This window comes from Sivoneniella epilithica UHCC 1019, from assembly GCF_040830845.1.
GTDB lineage: Bacteria > Cyanobacteriota > Cyanobacteriia > Leptolyngbyales > Leptolyngbyaceae > ULC077BIN1.
On the sequence record NZ_JBFPDP010000028.1, the window covers coordinates 38,275 to 56,162 of the forward strand.

The 17,888-nt window shown below is 47.9% G+C and carries 15 protein-coding genes; 10 read left to right on the forward strand and 5 right to left on the reverse strand.

Features of this window, described 5'->3' with window-relative positions; genetic code table 11:
* The first annotated feature begins 3 nt into the window (after window positions 1–3).
* Window positions 4–1,467, forward strand: a complete 1,464-nt coding sequence (locus tag AB3R30_RS16830; protein ID WP_458650367.1) for a cobyrinate a,c-diamide synthase — start codon at window positions 4–6, stop codon at window positions 1,465–1,467.
* A gap of 195 nt (window positions 1,468–1,662) precedes the next feature.
* On the opposite strand, the gene AB3R30_RS16835 is transcribed toward AB3R30_RS16830, so the two are convergent.
* A complete protein-coding gene (locus AB3R30_RS16835) occupies window positions 1,663–5,193 on the reverse strand; it encodes an ATP-binding response regulator (RefSeq protein WP_458650368.1) in 3,531 nt (1,176 codons plus the stop codon).
* Between the two features lie 399 nt (window positions 5,194–5,592).
* Between AB3R30_RS16835 and AB3R30_RS16840 the strand changes: the two genes are divergently transcribed.
* The 5 genes from AB3R30_RS16840 (at window position 5,593) to AB3R30_RS16860 (ending at window position 10,670) form a co-directional block, all read left to right on the forward strand.
* Window positions 5,593–6,486, forward strand: a complete 894-nt coding sequence (locus tag AB3R30_RS16840) for a circadian clock protein KaiA (protein WP_458650369.1) — start codon at window positions 5,593–5,595, stop codon at window positions 6,484–6,486.
* 41 nt (window positions 6,487–6,527) lie between these two features.
* On the forward strand, window positions 6,528–6,842 hold the full coding sequence (kaiB, locus tag AB3R30_RS16845; protein WP_458650370.1) for a circadian clock protein KaiB: 315 nt from the start codon (window positions 6,528–6,530) through the stop codon (window positions 6,840–6,842).
* A gap of 95 nt (window positions 6,843–6,937) precedes the next feature.
* Window positions 6,938–8,488: a circadian clock protein KaiC gene (kaiC, locus tag AB3R30_RS16850; protein ID WP_458650371.1), complete on the forward strand. Its 1,551-nt coding sequence runs from the start codon at window positions 6,938–6,940 to the stop codon at window positions 8,486–8,488.
* Window positions 8,489–8,613: 125 nt separating this feature from the next.
* The gene (locus AB3R30_RS16855) at window positions 8,614–9,654 is read left to right on the forward strand and encodes a C39 family peptidase (RefSeq protein ID WP_458650372.1); all 1,041 of its coding nucleotides are present in this window, start codon (window positions 8,614–8,616) and stop codon (window positions 9,652–9,654) included.
* A gap of 107 nt (window positions 9,655–9,761) precedes the next feature.
* Entirely contained in the window at window positions 9,762–10,670 is a 909-nt protein-coding gene (locus tag AB3R30_RS16860) for an RluA family pseudouridine synthase (RefSeq protein WP_458650373.1), read from the forward strand.
* On the opposite strand, the gene AB3R30_RS16865 is transcribed toward AB3R30_RS16860, so the two are convergent.
* On the reverse strand, window positions 10,639–11,322 hold the full coding sequence (locus AB3R30_RS16865; RefSeq protein ID WP_458650389.1) for a Uma2 family endonuclease: 684 nt from the start codon (window positions 11,320–11,322) through the stop codon (window positions 10,639–10,641). The two genes, AB3R30_RS16860 and AB3R30_RS16865, sit on opposite strands and share 32 nt — an antisense overlap.
* A gap of 208 nt (window positions 11,323–11,530) precedes the next feature.
* On the opposite strand from AB3R30_RS16865, the gene ilvA reads away from it, so the two are divergent.
* The 4 genes from ilvA (at window position 11,531) to AB3R30_RS16885 (ending at window position 15,220) form a co-directional block, all read left to right on the forward strand.
* A complete protein-coding gene (ilvA, locus tag AB3R30_RS16870; protein WP_458650374.1) occupies window positions 11,531–13,045 on the forward strand; it encodes a threonine ammonia-lyase, biosynthetic in 1,515 nt (504 codons plus the stop codon).
* 53 nt (window positions 13,046–13,098) lie between these two features.
* On the forward strand, window positions 13,099–13,707 hold the full coding sequence (locus AB3R30_RS16875) for a Uma2 family endonuclease (RefSeq protein WP_458650375.1): 609 nt from the start codon (window positions 13,099–13,101) through the stop codon (window positions 13,705–13,707).
* 20 nt (window positions 13,708–13,727) lie between these two features.
* Window positions 13,728–14,603: an alpha/beta fold hydrolase gene (locus tag AB3R30_RS16880; RefSeq protein ID WP_458650376.1), complete on the forward strand. Its 876-nt coding sequence runs from the start codon at window positions 13,728–13,730 to the stop codon at window positions 14,601–14,603.
* Between the two features lie 155 nt (window positions 14,604–14,758).
* Window positions 14,759–15,220: a hypothetical protein gene (locus tag AB3R30_RS16885; protein WP_458650377.1), complete on the forward strand. Its 462-nt coding sequence runs from the start codon at window positions 14,759–14,761 to the stop codon at window positions 15,218–15,220.
* Between the two features lie 125 nt (window positions 15,221–15,345).
* Here AB3R30_RS16885 and psb34 read toward each other — a convergent pair whose 3' ends face one another.
* The 3 genes from psb34 to moaC form a co-directional block, all read right to left on the reverse strand.
* Window positions 15,346–15,516, reverse strand: a complete 171-nt coding sequence (gene psb34 / locus AB3R30_RS16890; protein ID WP_458650378.1) for a photosystem II assembly protein Psb34 — start codon at window positions 15,514–15,516, stop codon at window positions 15,346–15,348.
* A gap of 121 nt (window positions 15,517–15,637) precedes the next feature.
* Window positions 15,638–17,269: an alpha-D-glucose phosphate-specific phosphoglucomutase gene (locus AB3R30_RS16895; protein WP_458650379.1), complete on the reverse strand. Its 1,632-nt coding sequence runs from the start codon at window positions 17,267–17,269 to the stop codon at window positions 15,638–15,640.
* Between the two features lie 77 nt (window positions 17,270–17,346).
* Window positions 17,347–17,862: a cyclic pyranopterin monophosphate synthase MoaC gene (gene moaC / locus AB3R30_RS16900; RefSeq protein WP_458650380.1), complete on the reverse strand. Its 516-nt coding sequence runs from the start codon at window positions 17,860–17,862 to the stop codon at window positions 17,347–17,349.
* Window positions 17,863–17,888: the final 26 nt, after the last annotated feature.

Consider the following 17,888-nt stretch of genomic DNA (forward strand, 5'->3'; position numbering starts at 1 on the left):
GCCATGGCAGTTGTAATTGCAGGCGAACGGAGCGGGGTCGGCAAAACCACTGTCACGCTGGCGCTCTTGGCGGCGCTCTGTCGTCGTTACCCGGCGCGAGTCCAGTCATTTAAAGTTGGACCCGACTATATCGATCCGATGTTTCATCAGTTTGTTACAGGGCGCGCCTGCCGCAATCTCGATCCGGTTCTCACGTCAGAATCCTACATAATTGAGTGCTTTCAGCGCCACTGTCAATCTGCTGACTTTGCCCTTATTGAAGGCGTAATGGGTTTATTTGATGGTGTGACAGGCAAAGATGATTGGGCAAGCACGGCGCATATTGCACGGCTATTGGGTTTACCGATCGCGTTAGTACTCAATTGCAGCAGCACTTCCCGTTCAATCGCGGCGATCGCCCATGGCTATACTACCTTTGACCCTCGATTAACCTTTGCCGGAGTGGTCTTAAATCGGGTTGGCAGCGATCGCCACCTCGAACTTCTCCAAGATGCCCTCGCACCCCTTAACCTGCCCATTCTCGGAGTGTTACGACGGCAAGACGAAATTACCATTCCCGATCGCCACCTTGGACTCATCCCCACGGCTGAACTCCCCCAACTGAAAACCGTCATCGATCATCTTGCCCATCTTGGCGAAACCTGCTTCAACTGGGATATCCTCTCTTCCCTCCTTCAGGCTCCCTCCACCCTTACCCCTCTACCCCTCCACTATTCAAAACTCAAAACTCAAAATATCTCCTACCCTGCGGGAAGCAAAAGCTACGGAGACGCTTCGCGTTGGCAAAGCCAGTCTGAAAGACTTATAAAACTCAAAACTTTCCCCTCTCCTCCCCGCCTTGCCATTGCCCACGATCGCGCTTTCAGTTTCTACTACGCCGATAACCTAGACTTACTCCAAACGGCTGGGTTTGAACTTGTGGAATGGAGTCCGCTTAGCGATCGCGCCCTCCCCGAAAACATTCACGGTTTCTACTTTGGTGGCGGCTTTCCAGAAGTATTTGCAGCAGAATTGAGCGACAATCAAGCGGCACGACAGGCAGTGAAAGCGGCGATCGCCGCAAGAATGCCCACCTATGCTGAATGTGGCGGATTGATGTATTTATGCGATCGCATTATTGATTTTGAAGCCCAGGCACATTCCATGGTGGGAATTTTGCCAACCGATGCACAGATGGGTAAACGACTAACTTTAGGCTATCGACAGGCAACCGTACAGCGATCCACTGCCTTGATGGATACAGGCGAAATTGTTTGGGGACATGAATTTCATCGCTCCTATCTAACCGCTGAGCCAGAGCACCCGTTGTTTGCCATGCAAAACTATGACGGCACCCTACATCAAATTGAAGGGTGGCAGCAGCTTCAAGTCCATGCCTCCTATCTCCATCTTCATTTTGGCGGTAAACCTAGGCTAATCCAGCGATTCCTTCAGCAATGTCAGTACTATCAAACTGGGTTAAAATAATTAACTCCACTCCAATAATCTATTATCCACAAGCTATCAACGAGATTGATGAAGGGACACTTATCAAGTGGGTAAGCTGATAATGGCATATTTACTTAGATTTGATAAAGCAGTGCGAGGAAAGATCAAGACAACAACACTCATGGCGAAAAAATAATGACACTCACTCGAATGCAGGTTTAATATCGCCCCTCGTCATCCCTGATTTGCCCCTCGCCATTCGCCATTTCCTCTGCGCCCTTCACCCATTGTCCAGTGAATTTCTTTTAATAAATCTGTCATGTTGGTGGGTGCAACAATGATTTGTGTGGCAAGCTGAGTCACCTGATCGGGTAGCGGGTCAGGAGTTGTGGAGGTGTGCTGATAGCGATGATCTAGGATGAGAATGGGAGGCGATTGGTCTAAGGATTCTAGGGATGAGAGCAGGGCGATCGCGTCCGATTGTGGCGCATCACTTGTCCAACAAATCAACAATAAATCGACGCTTTGAGCCTGAATTTGCTGGATGACTTCTTGCCAAGACTGCTTAATCTCGCTGCGTAATCCTGCTGTTTGTAAATATTGAGTTAAAGCATGTAGCCACTCCACTTGTTTGGGCGATTTAGGGGATGGTTCTGAGGGGGGATAAATGGGATCAGCGGCGGGATCAACCGATCCTAGCACCGTAGAAATATCCACTGCTAAGATTGATGGCTGCCAGACTGAACTCGCTGCAATCTGAAGAACTTGCAGCAGCGTTGCCGGGACAACTTCCTCAGAAAGAGTCGTTGTAGCAGGTGCCAAATAGGGAAACACGAGCAAACCAGGAATTTGGCTGGCGGCTTGAGTCACTGCCGTATCGAGCGTGACTAAGGGCAGGGCAGACAAGGATGGATAATGACTGAGTTGTTCTAGGTAGGAAGCTGGAGCCAGCAGAGACCCATCTAATAAAACGACGTGAGGCTTCCATACCCGCGCTAATAATTCAGCTTGCTCTAAATCATCCGATTCTAAAATGCGATAGCGATGAGATTGAAGCAGATGATTCAAACCCGCTAAAGGGGGTAAGCCGCGATCGCTACAGGCATCAGAATATAACCGTAAAATTGTCAGGTTTGCGATAGGGCGATCGCGAAAAATAGGTTCTTCTGTTTCAATCAACAGTGTTTTCAAGGTTTGTTCCAACACCTTTGTTTGAACGGGCAAATTCATAAACCCGTTCGCCTGACAGCGGTAAGCTTCTTCTTCTTCCACCGTGGTTGCCATAACTACTACTGGCAGATGTTGGGTTTCCGCATTGGACTTGAGCAGCGTTAGCACATCCCAGCCCGATAGTAAGGGCAGCAATGGATTCAGAAAAATAATGCAGGGTTGCAATCGACGCGCTTTTTCTAACGCCTCGGTGCCAGAGCGCGCAATTACCACCCGATAGCCTAAACCCACAAGCTGGTTGGATAATGCTTCGATGAACTGCGGCACCGCTTCCACCATCAACACTAAGCGATCGCGGCGAGTAGAACCATTCACTGCCGAATGTACCTCTGCCCTAAACCGATCCTGTGGCAGATAAATCGGCGATCGTCCTCCCAACCATTCCCCCGATTCAGCAGTCAACGCAGTCCCATTCTCTGCCTCATCCTGATAGGCGAAAGGCGCTTTATTCGGCGGCAATGGAGGCAACAAAACGGTAAATTGGCTGCCTTCCTCTTCTTTCGATAAAAAGGTAACATCCCCGCCATGCAATCGAGCCAATCGCCGCGTCAATACCAGCCCCAACCCTGCCCCTTCAAACTGGCGCGTCAACGGGTTTTCTAGCTGCTGAAATTTTTGAAAGATTAAGTGCTGCTTTTCTGCCGGAATACCAATCCCTTGATCCCAAACCGTAAACGCAATCCAGCCTCCCCACCGATTCACCTTTAAACCAATGGGCTTGTTTGGGTCGGTAAACTTCAGCGCATTCGACAAGAGATGCATCAGCATTTGGCGGAGTCGCAATTCATCGGCAACTAGAATATCTAGCTCTGGAGTAATCTCCAAGGAAAATTGAGCCGTTAGCTGCTCATCCGTTGGCGGCTCTTCCAACTTATTTTCTAGGAGTCGCAGTTGTTTTGCTTGCTCAAACGCTTGGGCGCACACCGTAGAGACATGAACCGGGGCAAACAACAGTTGTAATTGTCCTGTTTCAATTCGCGTTAAATCCAGAATGTCGTTCACCACGGTCATCAAGTGGCGACTACTTTGATAAATCAGTTGGGTATAGCGGATTTGTCGCGGATTCAATTCGCCTAATGTCTGATCTTTCAGTAAGCTTGATAAGCCCAAAACGGCAGTAAGTGGAGTTTTTAGCTCGTGACTAATGCAAGCTAGAAACTCATCTTTAAGCCGATTCAGTTGAATCAGATCGGCATTTTTGGCGGTCAGTTCGTGGGCTAGCTGCTGTTGTTCGGTGATATCTTGAGCTTGCACTAGCCAAAGCGCTTCAGTTCCGGCTGCGATCGCATCCTGAATCGCGCTCTGAGATGATACCAGAATATTCTGAGATTTATATCTAGATGAAACGGCACGCTGAGATTCGCTGGCTTCTGTGGTGAGCTTGCCATCAGCAGTTAGGTTTGCTAACCGAAACGAGCCGCCTTGAGATGAGTTTGCCTGGGGCAAGAACGCTGGGGCTGCTTGAGGTAAGGGATCTGACCAGTCGATGTTCCAATCAGGTAGCAAGGTGCAAAGTGGAATTTTGATGAACTGTAATACTCGTTCCTGCCCATCTTTGAGAGGACAGGAACACACACAACTATCCGGAGAGGTGCCCAAATAACACAGGTTGGGTTCGGATAGGGGCGGGGCTGCATTGGGTTCTCCTAACAAATGAGATGCTTCTTGGCGAATCCAGGCAGGATCAAGTAAATCGCCGACTTGACTACGCCAAATGGAGTTTTGGGCTAATACCGTACCGCTGTTGGTTTGCAACATCAGGGGCAGAGGTAGGCGTTCTAGAAGTGCTAACAATGAGTGAAACAGGGCAGCTTGAGAGGGTGGCGCTGAAACGGCGGCAAATTGGGTGCTATGGGGGGGAGCCGCTGAATTGACAGATTGATTTTGCTGCCGCAGTTGATTGATTTCACCTTGCTGAGTTTTAATGCGTTGTTCTAGCTCGGAGCGTTGAGCGAGCAATTGCTGAGTAAGCTGAATGATCTGGCGCTGTTGCTGGGCTGAGTAGTCGTTGGAGTGGTTTTCTGGGGGCGCTTCTGTGGATAAGTAGGCAGGCAAATATAAGTCAGGCAAATTAGAGGGTGCTTCAGTTTGAGCGACGGCGATCGCATTTTCGGTAAGTAGCTGAAAGACTTGTTCGGTATCCAAAAGCCCTAGAACTTCGCCTGCGTTGTTAATAAGGGCGATCGCTTCCGTGTCGGGAAGTTGCACCCGCATCATCAGTTGGGAGAGTTGCCACTCAGAAGGCACCACAATGATCGGCTCGATCACCGAAGGCGCGATCGCGGTAATGGGTGAATCCAAGCGTGGTGGTAGGGTGAGAGGAGGAAGAAGAGCAGGGTTTGTGGGCAACCGTAATTGGGGCAACAAGTGCTGCAATTTGACAACCCCAATCGGTTGCTGCTGGGAATTTAAAATAATCAAGCGATCGCATTGGCTGCGGCTTAATGCCGTTAACGCTACTTGAACTGTCACCGTGTTTGGAAAAACCGGAACAGAATACATCAACTCACTCAAGCAGATATTAGGCAGAAGCATGATCAATTGCACCGTGAAGGAAGGTAAAGCTTGGTGTACTCAATAACCCTCCAGGTTCTATAAGCTTTTTAATCGCGCTCTATTCTTGAGAATGGTTTATTCAAGCGAAGCGTCCAGTGAGAAAAATTGAATGCAAGAAAAAATATCAGAATAACGTCACCTTTTTCTAACAGCGGTGTGAATCCGCAAATTTTGGTAGAGAATGGTGAACAAGTTAGTTTTTAAACTCCAGCCCTCATTATGGAGGTGGATTGAGCAAAACAGGCAGACAATTATAATTAATTAAAGTTGTGCCTATATGCAAGATTTAGCAGCCGATGCAGCCGTCGGCTTTCCCCATGCCTCAACTGACCCCAACGTTTTTCTTTCTCTCTTAATACTGTTGACTTTCTAAAAACTTTGTCCTCAAAACTTTCTATTGGTCTATTTCTCAATTCTGATTTTGCCGCCCAAGCTCTTTTAGATGCTTTAAATCGCGATCGCTATCATGTTGCCTTTCATACTGCTAGTGACCAATTTTGTGAGTCGATTGAAAAAGAAAAACAACAGCTTGATTGCCTCATCTTGCAGAGTGGTTCAGAGTTGCCTCACTTGGTTAACTGGTTACATGGTCAGGTGATTGTCTTACCTGCCGTGATTTTGCATACCGGATTAGATGGCGTATCTATTTCAGAGCATGACTTCATTCATGAGCATGATGCTTCTGGGCGATCGCCTTTTATCTATCACACTGCCGAATTTCACACAACCCCCGCCCAATTTGTGCTGATGGATGACGTAGCTGAGCAAGCGATCGCCCGGTTTATTCATCTGTCGCCTACTTGCCGGATTGGAGATTCCGTGGAGACAGAAACCGCGATCGATTCAGCCACCCAAACCCTGCTCATGCTGCAACAGCAACGCCTCGCCGAAAAACTCAAAGAACGGCTGGGGTATTTAGGCGTATATTACAAGCGCAATTCCCAAAACTTTTTCCGCCACCTATCCCATGATCAACAGCAGGAACTATTAGACAAGCTCAAAGCAAGCTATCGCGATATAATCCTGTGCTATTTCACAAACGATGGTACGCTGAACCAGCAAATTGATGACTTTATCAATACCTCCTTTTTTACAGACATGTCTGTGCCTCAAATCGTTGAAATTCACATGGAGTTAATCGACGAAATTTCTAAGCAATTAAAATTAGAGGGACGCAGCGAAGAAATCCTCCTGGATTATCGGCTGACGTTGATTGACATCATCGCTCATTTATGCGAAATGTATCGCCGCTCAATTCCTAGAGAACCCTAGGCTATTCACTCCTACTCTTTCGCTAGTTAACCCCCAAGCTTATGCCACTGAAAAAAACCTACGTGCTGAAACTGTACGTTGCTGGCAACACGCCAAACTCGATTCGAGCGCTAAAAACCCTCAACAATATTCTGGAAGAAGAGTTCAAGGGGGTATATGCGCTCAAAGTAATTGATGTCTTAAAAAATCCGCAGTTAGCCGAAGAAGATAAGATTTTGGCAACCCCGACCCTCGCAAAAATTTTGCCGCCGCCGGTTCGCAAAATCATTGGCGATCTATCCGATCGCGAAAAAGTGTTAATTGGACTAGATTTACTGTATGAAGAACTGCGGGAAGATGAAGCTGCCAACGAATAACGTCTACGAAGAATAAACAGAATTGGTGGGTAGCTTTTGTGATACAAGCGGTGTAAAGAACTAGGCGCAATTAGCAGGTCAATTCAAAAATCATTATGAATGAATTGAATCAACAAAACAGGAGCGGCATCCCCACAGCAGGGGTTGACAAAATCCGCACGATGATAGAAGGGTTTGACGACATTAGCCATGGCGGTTTGCCCATTGGCAGAACAACTTTGGTTAGTGGCACCTCTGGCACCGGAAAAACGTTGCTCGCTGTCCAATTTTTATACAACGGCATCGTTAATTTTGATGAGTCTGGTGTTTTTGTCACCTTTGAAGAATCTCCCGCCGATATTATCAAAAATGCTTTTAGTTTTGGCTGGGATCTCCAAAAGTTTATTGATGAAGGTCGGTTGTTTATTCTCGATGCGTCCCCCGATCCTGATGGGCAGGATGTGGTGGGTAACTTTGACCTTTCGGCATTGATTGAGCGGATTCAATATGCCATTCGCAAATATAAGGCAAAGCGGGTTTCGATTGATTCCGTGACGGCAGTGTTTCAACAATATGATGCGGTGTCGGTCGTGCGGCGAGAAATTTTTCGGATTGTGGCGCGGTTAAAGCAGGTGGGTGTCACCACGATTATGACCACGGAGCGGGTAGATGAATATGGGCAGGTTGCCCGCTTTGGCGTAGAAGAGTTTGTCTCGGACAATGTGGTGATCTTGCGAAATGTGCTGGAGGGTGAACGCCGTCGCCGCACGATCGAAATTTTGAAACTGCGCGGCACTACTCACATGAAGGGGGAATATCCATTTACGATGACGCGGCAAGGGATCAATATTTTCCCATTGGGGGCAATGCGCTTGACTCAGCGATCGTCGAATGTGCGCGTGTCGTCTGGCGTAAAAACTCTGGACGAAATGTGTGGCGGTGGCTATTTCAAAGATTCGATCATTCTGGCGACGGGCGCAACAGGCACAGGTAAAACGATGCTGGTGAGCAAATTTTTGGAAGAAAGCTGCATCAAAGGTGAACGAGCGATCCTGTTTGCCTATGAAGAGTCGCGCGCTCAACTCTCGCGAAATGCCTATTCCTGGGGAATTGATTTTGAAGAATTGGAGCAGCAGGGCTTACTAAAAATTCTCTGTGCCTATCCAGAATCGGCAGGGTTGGAAGATCATTTGCAGACGATTAAGCAGGAGATTGCGGATTTTAAGCCGGCTCGAATTGCGATCGATTCTCTGTCGGCGATCGCCCGTGGAGTCAGCAACAATGCATTTCGCCAGTTTGTGATTGGTGTGACTGGGTTTGCCAAGCAAGAAGAAATTACGGGCTTCTTTACCAACACCACCGACCAGTTTATGGGGTCGAACTCCATCACCGACTCGCATATTTCCACCATTACCGACACCATTCTAATGCTGCAATATGTGGAAATTCGGGGAGAAATGTCTCGTGCGATCAATGTGTTCAAAATGCGCGGCTCTTGGCATGATAAAGGCATTCGGGAATACACAATCAGCGACCATGGTCCCGAAATTAAGGACTCGTTCCGCAACTTTGAACGAATCATCAGCGGATCACCGACCCGAATTGCTGTAGACGAAAAAACCGAGCTATCTCGAATTATTCGCGGTGTGCAGCGCGATGAAGAATAGGATTTAGTGTAGTTACGATGAATTCATTTAACTGGGGCGGAAATTATTTTTGCAGTCCGTAGTTCTCTGCGATCGCCCCTGAGTCAAACTGGTTAAGCAATAGACCAAAATTTAGGGTAAAACGTATGGCTATACAACTTAAAGTCGTCCAGGATACCGTTTTTAAGCAGACGACTGAGGATGCAGTTCAGCTATCTCCCGTGGATAAAGTGTCGGTTTCTGCGGGCACAGTTCTTAATATTCATTCTTGGAAAGCAGTAGATAGAAGCTATTTAAAAATCGCCTTAATGGGAGAGTTTTTAGGGAATCCGCCGCGCAACACTTGGTATGTCTATATTCCTCATATTCAACTGATCCAACCTCCCAGCCTCAAAATTACTCGAAGCACTCTTTTTAAGCAGTCCACGGCTGATTCTTCCAAGCTCCCTGCTCAGGATAAGGTGGCGATCTCGACCGGCAGGATTGTCAATCTTCAGTCGTGGGCAACGGCTCCCAACAATCATTACAAAATTTCTCTCCTGTGGGAGGCTTTGAGTAATCCGCCCCGTAACACTTGGTATGTCTACGCTCCAGACTTTGAATTTATCAACACCCAGCAAAAAAATATTCCCATTCCTCAACCGGAGCCGGAGTCAGGCGGTATTCCTGCAACCAAGCAGCTAAATATTCCCTACAAAAGCCAGTTAGACAATGCGCTAAACCCAACTGGAGCCTGCAATGTCACTGCGTTTGCCATGGTGATGACTTACTTTCAGATTCGGGGCAATACGGGCGTGAGTCAACTAGAAGATGAACTATACATCTATATGATCAACAAGGGTTTAAGCCGCTGGGATGGCAATGATTTAGCCACGATGTCGCGAAACTATGGCTTAAAAAATGACTTTACAATGCGAGGTCGTCAGTCTGATGTTCGCAAGGCGATCGCAGAAGGGCGACCTTGCATCATCCACGGCTATTTCACTACCTTTGGGCATATTATCGTAGTGCGCGGCTATGACCAGAATGGATTTTTTGTGAATGATCCTTATGGCGAATGGACATCCTCCGGCTATCGCAATGATCTATCTGGGCAAAATTTGTACTATTCCAATGCTTTGATCCAGGCAAAGTGTTCTCCAGAAGGCGAAAACTATCTTTGGATTCACCGTCTCTCTAAAGCCTAAAAAAGGAATTTATCCAATTGCGTTACCAATTTGCTGATTCTATCTCCAAGCGTTTTTATCAGATCCGGTTCCCTCTCCCATCGGGAGAGGGCTAGGGTGAGGGCTATATGAACCGTGGCTGGATTTATCGAGAGCAGGTCAAATGTCCGGATGCGGGATCGACGGTATTAGACTACTACACTCAACGCTATCGCCACTCTAGCCGGGATGACTGGCACCATCGAATTGCAGCAGGGCAAGTGTTGCTGAATGACCAGGCGATCGCGCCAGAAACACTCTTGCAACCAGGGCAATGGTTGGCATATCATCGTCCTCCATGGCAAGAGCCAGAGGTGCCGCTAGAGTTTGAAGTGCTGCATGAAGATGAGGATTTGTTGGTCATCGCGAAGCCTGCGGGATTGCCTGTGTTGCCGGGAGGTGGCTTTTTAGACCATACCTTGCTAGGTCAGTTACACCAGATCTATCCGCAAGATACGCCGGTGCCAATCCATCGACTGGGGCGCGGTACATCGGGCTTGATGCTGTTGGCGCGATCGCCCTTGGCAAAAGCCTATCTCAGTCAACAACTACGGAAGCGGCAGATCCATAAGGTTTATCGGGCGCTGGTGGGAGCGGGCGATATGCCGGATCAGTTCACGATTACTCAGGCGATCGGTAAACTTCCCCATCCTGTCCTAGGCTACATTTATGGTGCCTCACCGGATGGCTTGTTTTCCCACAGCGATGTTCAAGTCCTCAAACGCAAACCTAGCAGCACTTTGCTAGAAGTCACTATATTAACGGGGCGACCGCATCAAATTCGGATTCATCTCGCTTTTGCTGGGTTTCCTTTGCTCGGTGATCCGCTCTATGGCGTGGGCGGTATTCCTGTGTTGCAGTCCAGTAGCGAGGCTGGGAATTTTCCGGTTCCGGGTGATTGTGGCTATCATCTCCACGCTTATCATCTCGGTTTCATTCATCCCAAAACTGGGAATTTTATCCGCATCACTTGTCCTGCTCCATTGGAGCTTGATTGATTGGGTGCGTTGTTGATTGAAATTGGGAGAGTAGCCAAGCGCTGACTTTACCGTGATTTGTTTGACGGCTGAGGCACAGGGCTTCTTCTAACAGCGAGATCGCCAGTCCCGGCAATACTAGAGACTGATCGATCCGCCGACTCCCGCGATTGGCGATCGCAAAGGCAATGATTTCAACTTTTTGTACATCAATAATCCAATATTCCTGTACGCCCAAAGACTCATACAGTAGGCGCTTTTCCCCTTTATCATCTGCCAAAGATGAATAAGCAACTTCAATCACCAAATCTGGGGCTGGATAGGTATCGAGATCAATGATTGTGGTTTCCCAGGACACCACTTCGGCATTGGCTCCCACATAAAAGGAGACATCAGGCTGAGCTTCCTCATAGCCTGTTTTGCGATAGGTGCAGTTATCGTGTCCATCAAGATCAATATCTTGAATACTGACAAACAGAGCGATCGCGACCAGAACAATAAAATGATCACGCGAGTGAGGATTACCTAAAGGCGACATTTCTAACCTCATGCGTCCGTTGTTGTAGTAGCCCTTAGCTCTTTCATGGGTAGGCTCGTTCGCTACCTGCAAGTATTCCTCCCAAGTGGCATTAACCCAAGTATCGGTCGGCAGTTTGACGGGTAGCTGTCTCATCACGGCACTATTCGCTACGGATTGCCTCCATTGTATCTAGGTTTTCGACGTAGCATTTTTGTGGGGTTGAATAGCAAATTTTTAGAGCTTTAAGGAGTCTTGTGAGTGGTAACGTAGCATTTTTGTGGGGTTGAATAGCAAATTTTTAGAGCTTTAAGGAGTCTTGTGAGTGGTAACGTAAAATTGTCTTCCATTCAGCCTTTCAACTATGACCATGTGCGACTATCTGCAACAAATTTTGACAGCGCGTGTCTACGATGTCGCTCAGGAAACGGCTTTGGATGATGCGCCCAACCTGTCTAGGCGGCTGAATAATCGGCTGTTGCTCAAGCGGGAAGATATGCAGTCGGTCTTTTCATTTAAGCTGCGCGGTGCCTATAACAAAATGGTGAAGTTGCCGCCAGAGGTGTTGGCACTAGGCGTGATTGCGGCTTCCGCCGGGAACCATGCTCAGGGAGTGGCATTGGGGGCGCGGCAGTTGGGCACGACGGCACTGATTGTCATGCCAGTGACCACGCCTCAGGTGAAGATTGATGCAGTTAAGGCGAGGGGAGGCGAGGTCGTGTTGCATGGCAATACCTATGATGATGCCTATGCCCACGCACGGCAGCTAGAGGCGGAAAAAGGGCTGACCTTCATTCACCCGTTTGATGACCCGGATGTGATTGCCGGACAGGGCACGATCGGGATGGAAATTTTGCGCCAGTGTCAGCAGCCGATCCACGCGATTTTTGTGGCGATCGGTGGCGGTGGTTTAATTTCTGGGATTGCAGCTTACGTCAAACGGATTCGCCCTGAAATCAAGATCATCGGCGTGGAACCCGTGGATGCCGATGCGATGTCTCAATCATTGAAAGCGGGGCACAGAGTGCGCTTACCGCAAGTGGGTTTGTTTGCCGATGGCGTAGCAGTGCGGGAAGTGGGGGAAGAAACCTTTCGCCTATGCCAGCAGTATGTAGACGAAGTGATGCTGGTGGATACGGATGCGACCTGCGCGGCGATTAAGGACGTGTTTGAAGATACGCGATCGATTTTGGAGCCTGCCGGGGCGTTGGCGATCGCGGCTGCCAAAGCCTATGTCGAGCGCGAACAAATCAGCGGACAAACTCTGATTGCCATTGCCTGCGGTGCCAACATGAACTTCGATCGCCTGCGTTTTGTGGCAGAACGGGCAGAATTTGGTGAACGACGCGAGGCAGTCTTTGCGGTTAACATTCCCGAAGCACCGGGTAGTTTGCGCCAGTTTTGTCAATGCTTGGGCGATCGCAACCTAACTGAATTCAGCTATCGGATTGCTGATCAACAAGAGGCTCATATCTTTGTGGGTGTACAAATTCAAAACCGCGCCGATGCCGCCACAATGGGGATCAAATTTGAACAGTGTGGCTTTAAAACCATTGACCTCACCGATGACGAACTCACGAAACTGCATCTACGGCACATGGTCGGCGGACATTCTCCCCTCGCCCATAACGAACTGCTCTATCGATTTGAGTTTCCCGAACGCCCCGGTGCTCTGATGCAATTTGTCACTAGCATGAGTCCCAACTGGAACATCAGCCTGTTTCACTATCGCAACCACGGTGCAGATTACGGGCGCATTGTGGTTGGAATGCAGGTGCCACCCCAAGAAATGGCAGAATGGCAAGCATTTCTTGAAACGCTGGGCTATCTCTATTGGGATGAAAGCCAAAATCCTGCCTACAAGCTATTTTTAGGGTAAGCGCTAGGATTATAAGAATTGAGCGATCGCTACCCACTTACTCAATATTCACAATGCAAGTTCAACAAAAAAACTATACTCCCGCAGAATATCTTGCCCTAGAAGAAACCGCCGAGTCTCGCAGCGAATATTGGAATGGAGAAATCGTACCCATGACAGGCGGATCGTTTGACCACAACACATTATTTGTCAATTTTTGTGCGCTACTCAAATTTGCATCACGCGGCAAAGATTTTACCGTTCGTGCTGGAGATATGCGAGTTTGGATACCTCGCTATCGCCTTTATGTTTACCCTGATGTTTATATTATTCAGGGACAACCTGTATTCCAAGAGAGCAGAAAAGATGTCGTGCTAAATCCCAAGTTAATTATTGAAGTGCTATCGAAATCAACTCAAAATTACGACCGCACCGATAAATTTCGCTACTATCGCTCCATTTCTGAATTCCAAGAATATTTATTAGTGAGTCAGTATGAAATGTATGTAGAACATCATACTAAAACTGATGACGGATGGGTTTTGAGGGAGTATGAATCGGATTCGGCAATCATTCAGCTTGAATCCATTGGGGTAGACATTGCGATCGCTGACATCTATGAAGGAGTCACCTTTGAAAGCGAAGTAGAAACTGCGATCTCATCAGAAAACGTAGAAGAATAATCTAAAATTCCTCAATTTATATGACCGATTATATGACCGAAAAACTCATCCAAAACCTTAATTTAGACTTTCTTCAGGCAACCCAACCGCAGCCAGCGGCTTACTTAGAGCAAGGACAGGGCGTACCCTTGTTAATGCTGCATGGATTCATGGGTAGCGGCAAGTGCTGGCTACCACTGATGGCGCAGTTACAAACTCAAATGCACTCTCAAATACACTCTCAAATACACTGTGTTGCGCTAGATTTATTAGGCTTTGGTGATTCCGCCAAACCTGATATTCAATATAATGTTGCCAAAGAAGTTGAGTTTGTCCGGCAGTTTATTCAAGCTCGACATTTGGAACCCTGCTACCTTATGGGACATTCCTTTGGCGGATGGGTCGCTGCTGCTTATGCCTTGGCTTATCCCACTGCGGTTAAAGGATTAATATTGCTAGCTCCAGCCGGAATTCGAGATGATAGTTTTGCTGGACGATACGATCATTTGCGTCCGATTCTGTGGCAAACGCCTTGGGTCGATTGGGTGCTGAATGGAATCAAACCTTTTTCAAATTGGTTTGGGCAGAAAGAGACGTTAGAAAAAATTGCTTGGATGCGGGGTGAGTTAAACAGTCAGCCAGCCGCGCGATCATTTTTAGTCGATCGCATTCGTCCCGAAGATGCGATCGACACCGTTGAAAAAGAAATTCATCGCCTCCAAACGCCAACCTTGGTGATCACGGGCGATCGCGATGACACGATCCCTCAATGGCACAGTGAAACCTATGCTAACCAGATTCCCAATGCTCAACTGGTGACTTTGCCAGAAGCAACCCATTCTTTGCCCCAAAATCATTCTGCCGAGCTTGCTGCCCATATTTTGCCGTTTTTGATGGCGCGATCGCTGCAATCCTAATGCTGAGGCTTGAGATCGGATCTGGGGCGATCGCTCAATTATTTTTTAAAATCCTCGAAATCCTTACAATCTCCTGTTTTCAAGAGATAACCTCTGTTGTTATGATTGTTCATATCGATTAACACATCGCAATAAAACAGAGGTAGGGAGACATTGTGACTGGATTTATCAGAGGTTTATTTTCCAAGCGGCAACCCGACGAAGCAGCCGCACCAAAACTTGAAAAAGCGAAGGCTGAAAAAGTAAAACCTGAAAAAGTAAAGCCTGAAAAGGTAAAACCTGTAACTCAACGAGTTCAGAAAAATTCTGATGCCTACTTCCTAGATGCAGACAGTGCAAGCAGCATGGGCAACATAGACTATATGCGAACCGTGAAAAATATCAAGCGCACTTACGCAAAAGGGGTTAACGGAATTGTTCCTGACCTAAACACACAAGTATCGTCAATGACGGCTAAGAAACAACAGAAAACGGACGCAGCCCAGTCGTCTTTTGGTGCTGCTCAGTCTAGCACTTCTGCCGCAACGCCCACTCCAGCCCAGGTGCGTGAACGTCGCCGCGCTGACTCCAGTATGGATATGTTCCGTGATATGGCAAAGGATATCCGCAAGCCATAAATCTAGCCTCTAATTTCAATTGAGGATGAGGGCAAATTTTAGTTGAAACGCTGAAATAAAGACGGTTACAAAGCAAAAATGGGAGGGTTTGAAATCCTCCCATTTTTATGATGATCAACAGATGGCTAAGATACTGATACCGCAACAGCCATTAGCGCTCCAACTAACCCCATTCCAATTACGCCTAAAATGATGTAGTTGCGCTTTTGGTTTCCGGTTGGGGGTTCTGCTTTATACATCTTTGGCTCGATCGCGAAGTTATTTAAGCGCCCACCATCTTCTACGGTATATCTCATAGAGAGTCCTCAAATTTGCCTTAACTTAACTGAGAATGGTACAAATAAATACTTTTCTTTACAAATCTTTCAATTTCATCATAAATCTACACTTTAGTAAAAAGTAATTATGCCCATGCCATTAAGTAATTACCGTTGGAGTGGCTCTGGCAGTGAAGGCATGAATTTGGGCGACCTCTGCGGCGATCGCAATTAGGTCTTTCAAGGCAGCTTGAGGATTGAGCCTGTGGTGAGCAGCATTTGGCTCGTAGCGCTCCAAATAAACTCGAAGAGTTGCGCCTTGGGTCCCCGTTCCAGAAAGCCGAAAGACGATGCGCGACCCATTAGTGAAGCTTAGTCGGATGCCTTGCTGAGCGCTAATGCTGCCATCCACCGGATCGGTGTAGCTAAAGTCATCGCAGCCGCTCACCTGATAGCTACGGAACTGCTTACCTCTGAGGGTTGGCATGAGACTCTGTAAATTTTGGATTAACGCATGGGCGCGATCGCTCTCCAGGTTTTCGTAATCATGGCGAGTGTAATAGTTGCGTCCAAACATCTGCCAGTGTTCTTGGACGATCGCGGCAACTGACTGCTGCCGCACTGCGAGAATATTTAGCCAAAATAGTGCCGCCCACACGCCATCTTTTTCGCGCAGGTGATTTGACCCGGTGCCAAAACTTTCTTCGCCGCAGAGGGTAATTTTTCCAGCATCAAGCAGGTTGCCAAAATATTTCCAGCCCGTGGGAGTTTCGTAGCAGTCAATGCCTAGATGAGCAGCAACCCGATCCGCTGCTTGGCTAGTGGGCATGGAACGGGCAATTCCGGCTAGCCCCGCACGATAGGCAGGCACCAGTTTTGCATTGGCAGCCAGCACCGCAAGACTATCGCTGGGAGTGACAAAAAAATTGCGACCCAAAATCATATTGCGATCGCCATCGCCATCAAACGCGGCACCAAAGTCAGGGGCATTATCTCCAAACAGCCGCGCCACTAACTCATGGGCATACACTAGGTTTGGATCGGGATGTCCGCCGCCAAAATCTTCTAAACTTTCACCCTTTTGCACCGTGCCCAACGTTGCCCCTAACCGTTGCTCAAACAATCGATGGGCATAGGCTCCGGTGACTGCGTGCATGGCATCAATAGACAATCGAAACCGCCCGTTGGTCAGCAGTTCTCGAATGCGATCGCAGTCAAACAAAGACTCCAGCAGTTGAGCATAATCATTCACCGAATCGATCACCTCTACTGCCATCTCACCCAGTTTAGTCAAGCCCACTTTATTCAGATCGACATCGGTTGCCGCCAAAATTTTATAGACCTGAATGGTTTGACTACGAGCAAATATCGCTTCTGTCAAGGATTCCAGCGCAGGTCCACCATTGCCACTGTTATATTTGATGCCAAAGTCGCCCTTCACCCCACCCGGATTATGACTGGCAGATAGGATGATGCCGCCAAATGCCTGATTTTTCCGAATGATACAGGATGCGGCAGGCGTAGAAAGAATGCCGTCGCGCCCGACTAGCACTCGTCCAAAGCCGTTTGCCGCCGCCATCTTCAGGATAATTTGAACGGCTGTGCGATTGTAGTACCGTCCATCGCCACCGACTACCAGCGTTTTTCTGGCAAACTCCTTCAAACTGTCAAAAATCGACTGAACAAAATTCTCCAGATAGTGTGGCTGCTGAAACACGGAAACTTTTTTACGAAGTCCAGAAGTTCCCGGCTGTTGATCGAGGAAAGGCTGAGTGGAAATGGTTTGCAACATAATGAATGGCGAATGGCGAATGGCGAGTGGTGACTATTGAGTTTTGAATTCGGAATTCGCACTTCGGAATTCGTACTTTAATCCTGGTTGTGATAGTCACCGGACTTACCGCCTGTTTTACTGAGCAGGTGAATATCTTCAATGCAAATTGATTTTTCTAACCCTTTTGCCATGTCGTAAAGCGTTAGAGCCGCGATCGCCACGGCAGTGAGGGCTTCCATTTCTACCCCAGTTTCGGCTTTGATTTTGACGATCGCTTGAATGTGATATCCCGGCAGGTTGGGATTGGGCGTAATCTGCACATCTACTTTGTGAATGGGCAGGGGATGGCAGAGGGGAATCAGATTAGCGGTTTGTTTGGCTGCCATAATCCCTGCCAGTCGCGCCGTTGCCAGAACATCCCCTTTGGGCGTATTGCCAGCCGCGATCGCGGTGAGGGTTTCGGGTAACATTCGCACTCGTCCTACCGCGATCGCTTCTCGGACGGTTTGAGCTTTACCAGAAACATCTACCATCTGCGCCTGTCCCTGTTCATCTAGGTGAGTTAGCGCCGCAGAAGGATTGTCAGAAAGAGAAAGAAAATTTTGTGTCATGTGAATTGAATATGCTACTATAGCAA

Coding starts and splice junctions, on each gene's coding strand:
- AB3R30_RS16895 (WP_458650379.1), bottom strand. CDS start 17,269: ATGTTGCAAACCATTTCCACTCAGCCTTTCCTCGATCAACAGCCGGGA.
- ilvA (WP_458650374.1), top strand. CDS start 11,531: ATGACCATGTGCGACTATCTGCAACAAATTTTGACAGCGCGTGTCTAC.
- kaiC (WP_458650371.1), top strand. CDS start 6,938: ATGAATGAATTGAATCAACAAAACAGGAGCGGCATCCCCACAGCAGGG.
- AB3R30_RS16875 (WP_458650375.1), top strand. CDS start 13,099: ATGCAAGTTCAACAAAAAAACTATACTCCCGCAGAATATCTTGCCCTA.
- kaiB (WP_458650370.1), top strand. CDS start 6,528: ATGCCACTGAAAAAAACCTACGTGCTGAAACTGTACGTTGCTGGCAAC.
- AB3R30_RS16865 (WP_458650389.1), bottom strand. CDS start 11,322: ATGAGACAGCTACCCGTCAAACTGCCGACCGATACTTGGGTTAATGCC.
- AB3R30_RS16855 (WP_458650372.1), top strand. CDS start 8,614: ATGGCTATACAACTTAAAGTCGTCCAGGATACCGTTTTTAAGCAGACG.
- AB3R30_RS16860 (WP_458650373.1), top strand. CDS start 9,762: ATGAACCGTGGCTGGATTTATCGAGAGCAGGTCAAATGTCCGGATGCG.
- AB3R30_RS16880 (WP_458650376.1), top strand. CDS start 13,728: ATGACCGATTATATGACCGAAAAACTCATCCAAAACCTTAATTTAGAC.
- psb34 (WP_458650378.1), bottom strand. CDS start 15,516: ATGAGATATACCGTAGAAGATGGTGGGCGCTTAAATAACTTCGCGATC.
- AB3R30_RS16835 (WP_458650368.1), bottom strand. CDS start 5,193: ATGCTTCTGCCTAATATCTGCTTGAGTGAGTTGATGTATTCTGTTCCG.
- moaC (WP_458650380.1), bottom strand. CDS start 17,862: ATGACACAAAATTTTCTTTCTCTTTCTGACAATCCTTCTGCGGCGCTA.
- AB3R30_RS16830 (WP_458650367.1), top strand. CDS start 4: ATGGCAGTTGTAATTGCAGGCGAACGGAGCGGGGTCGGCAAAACCACT.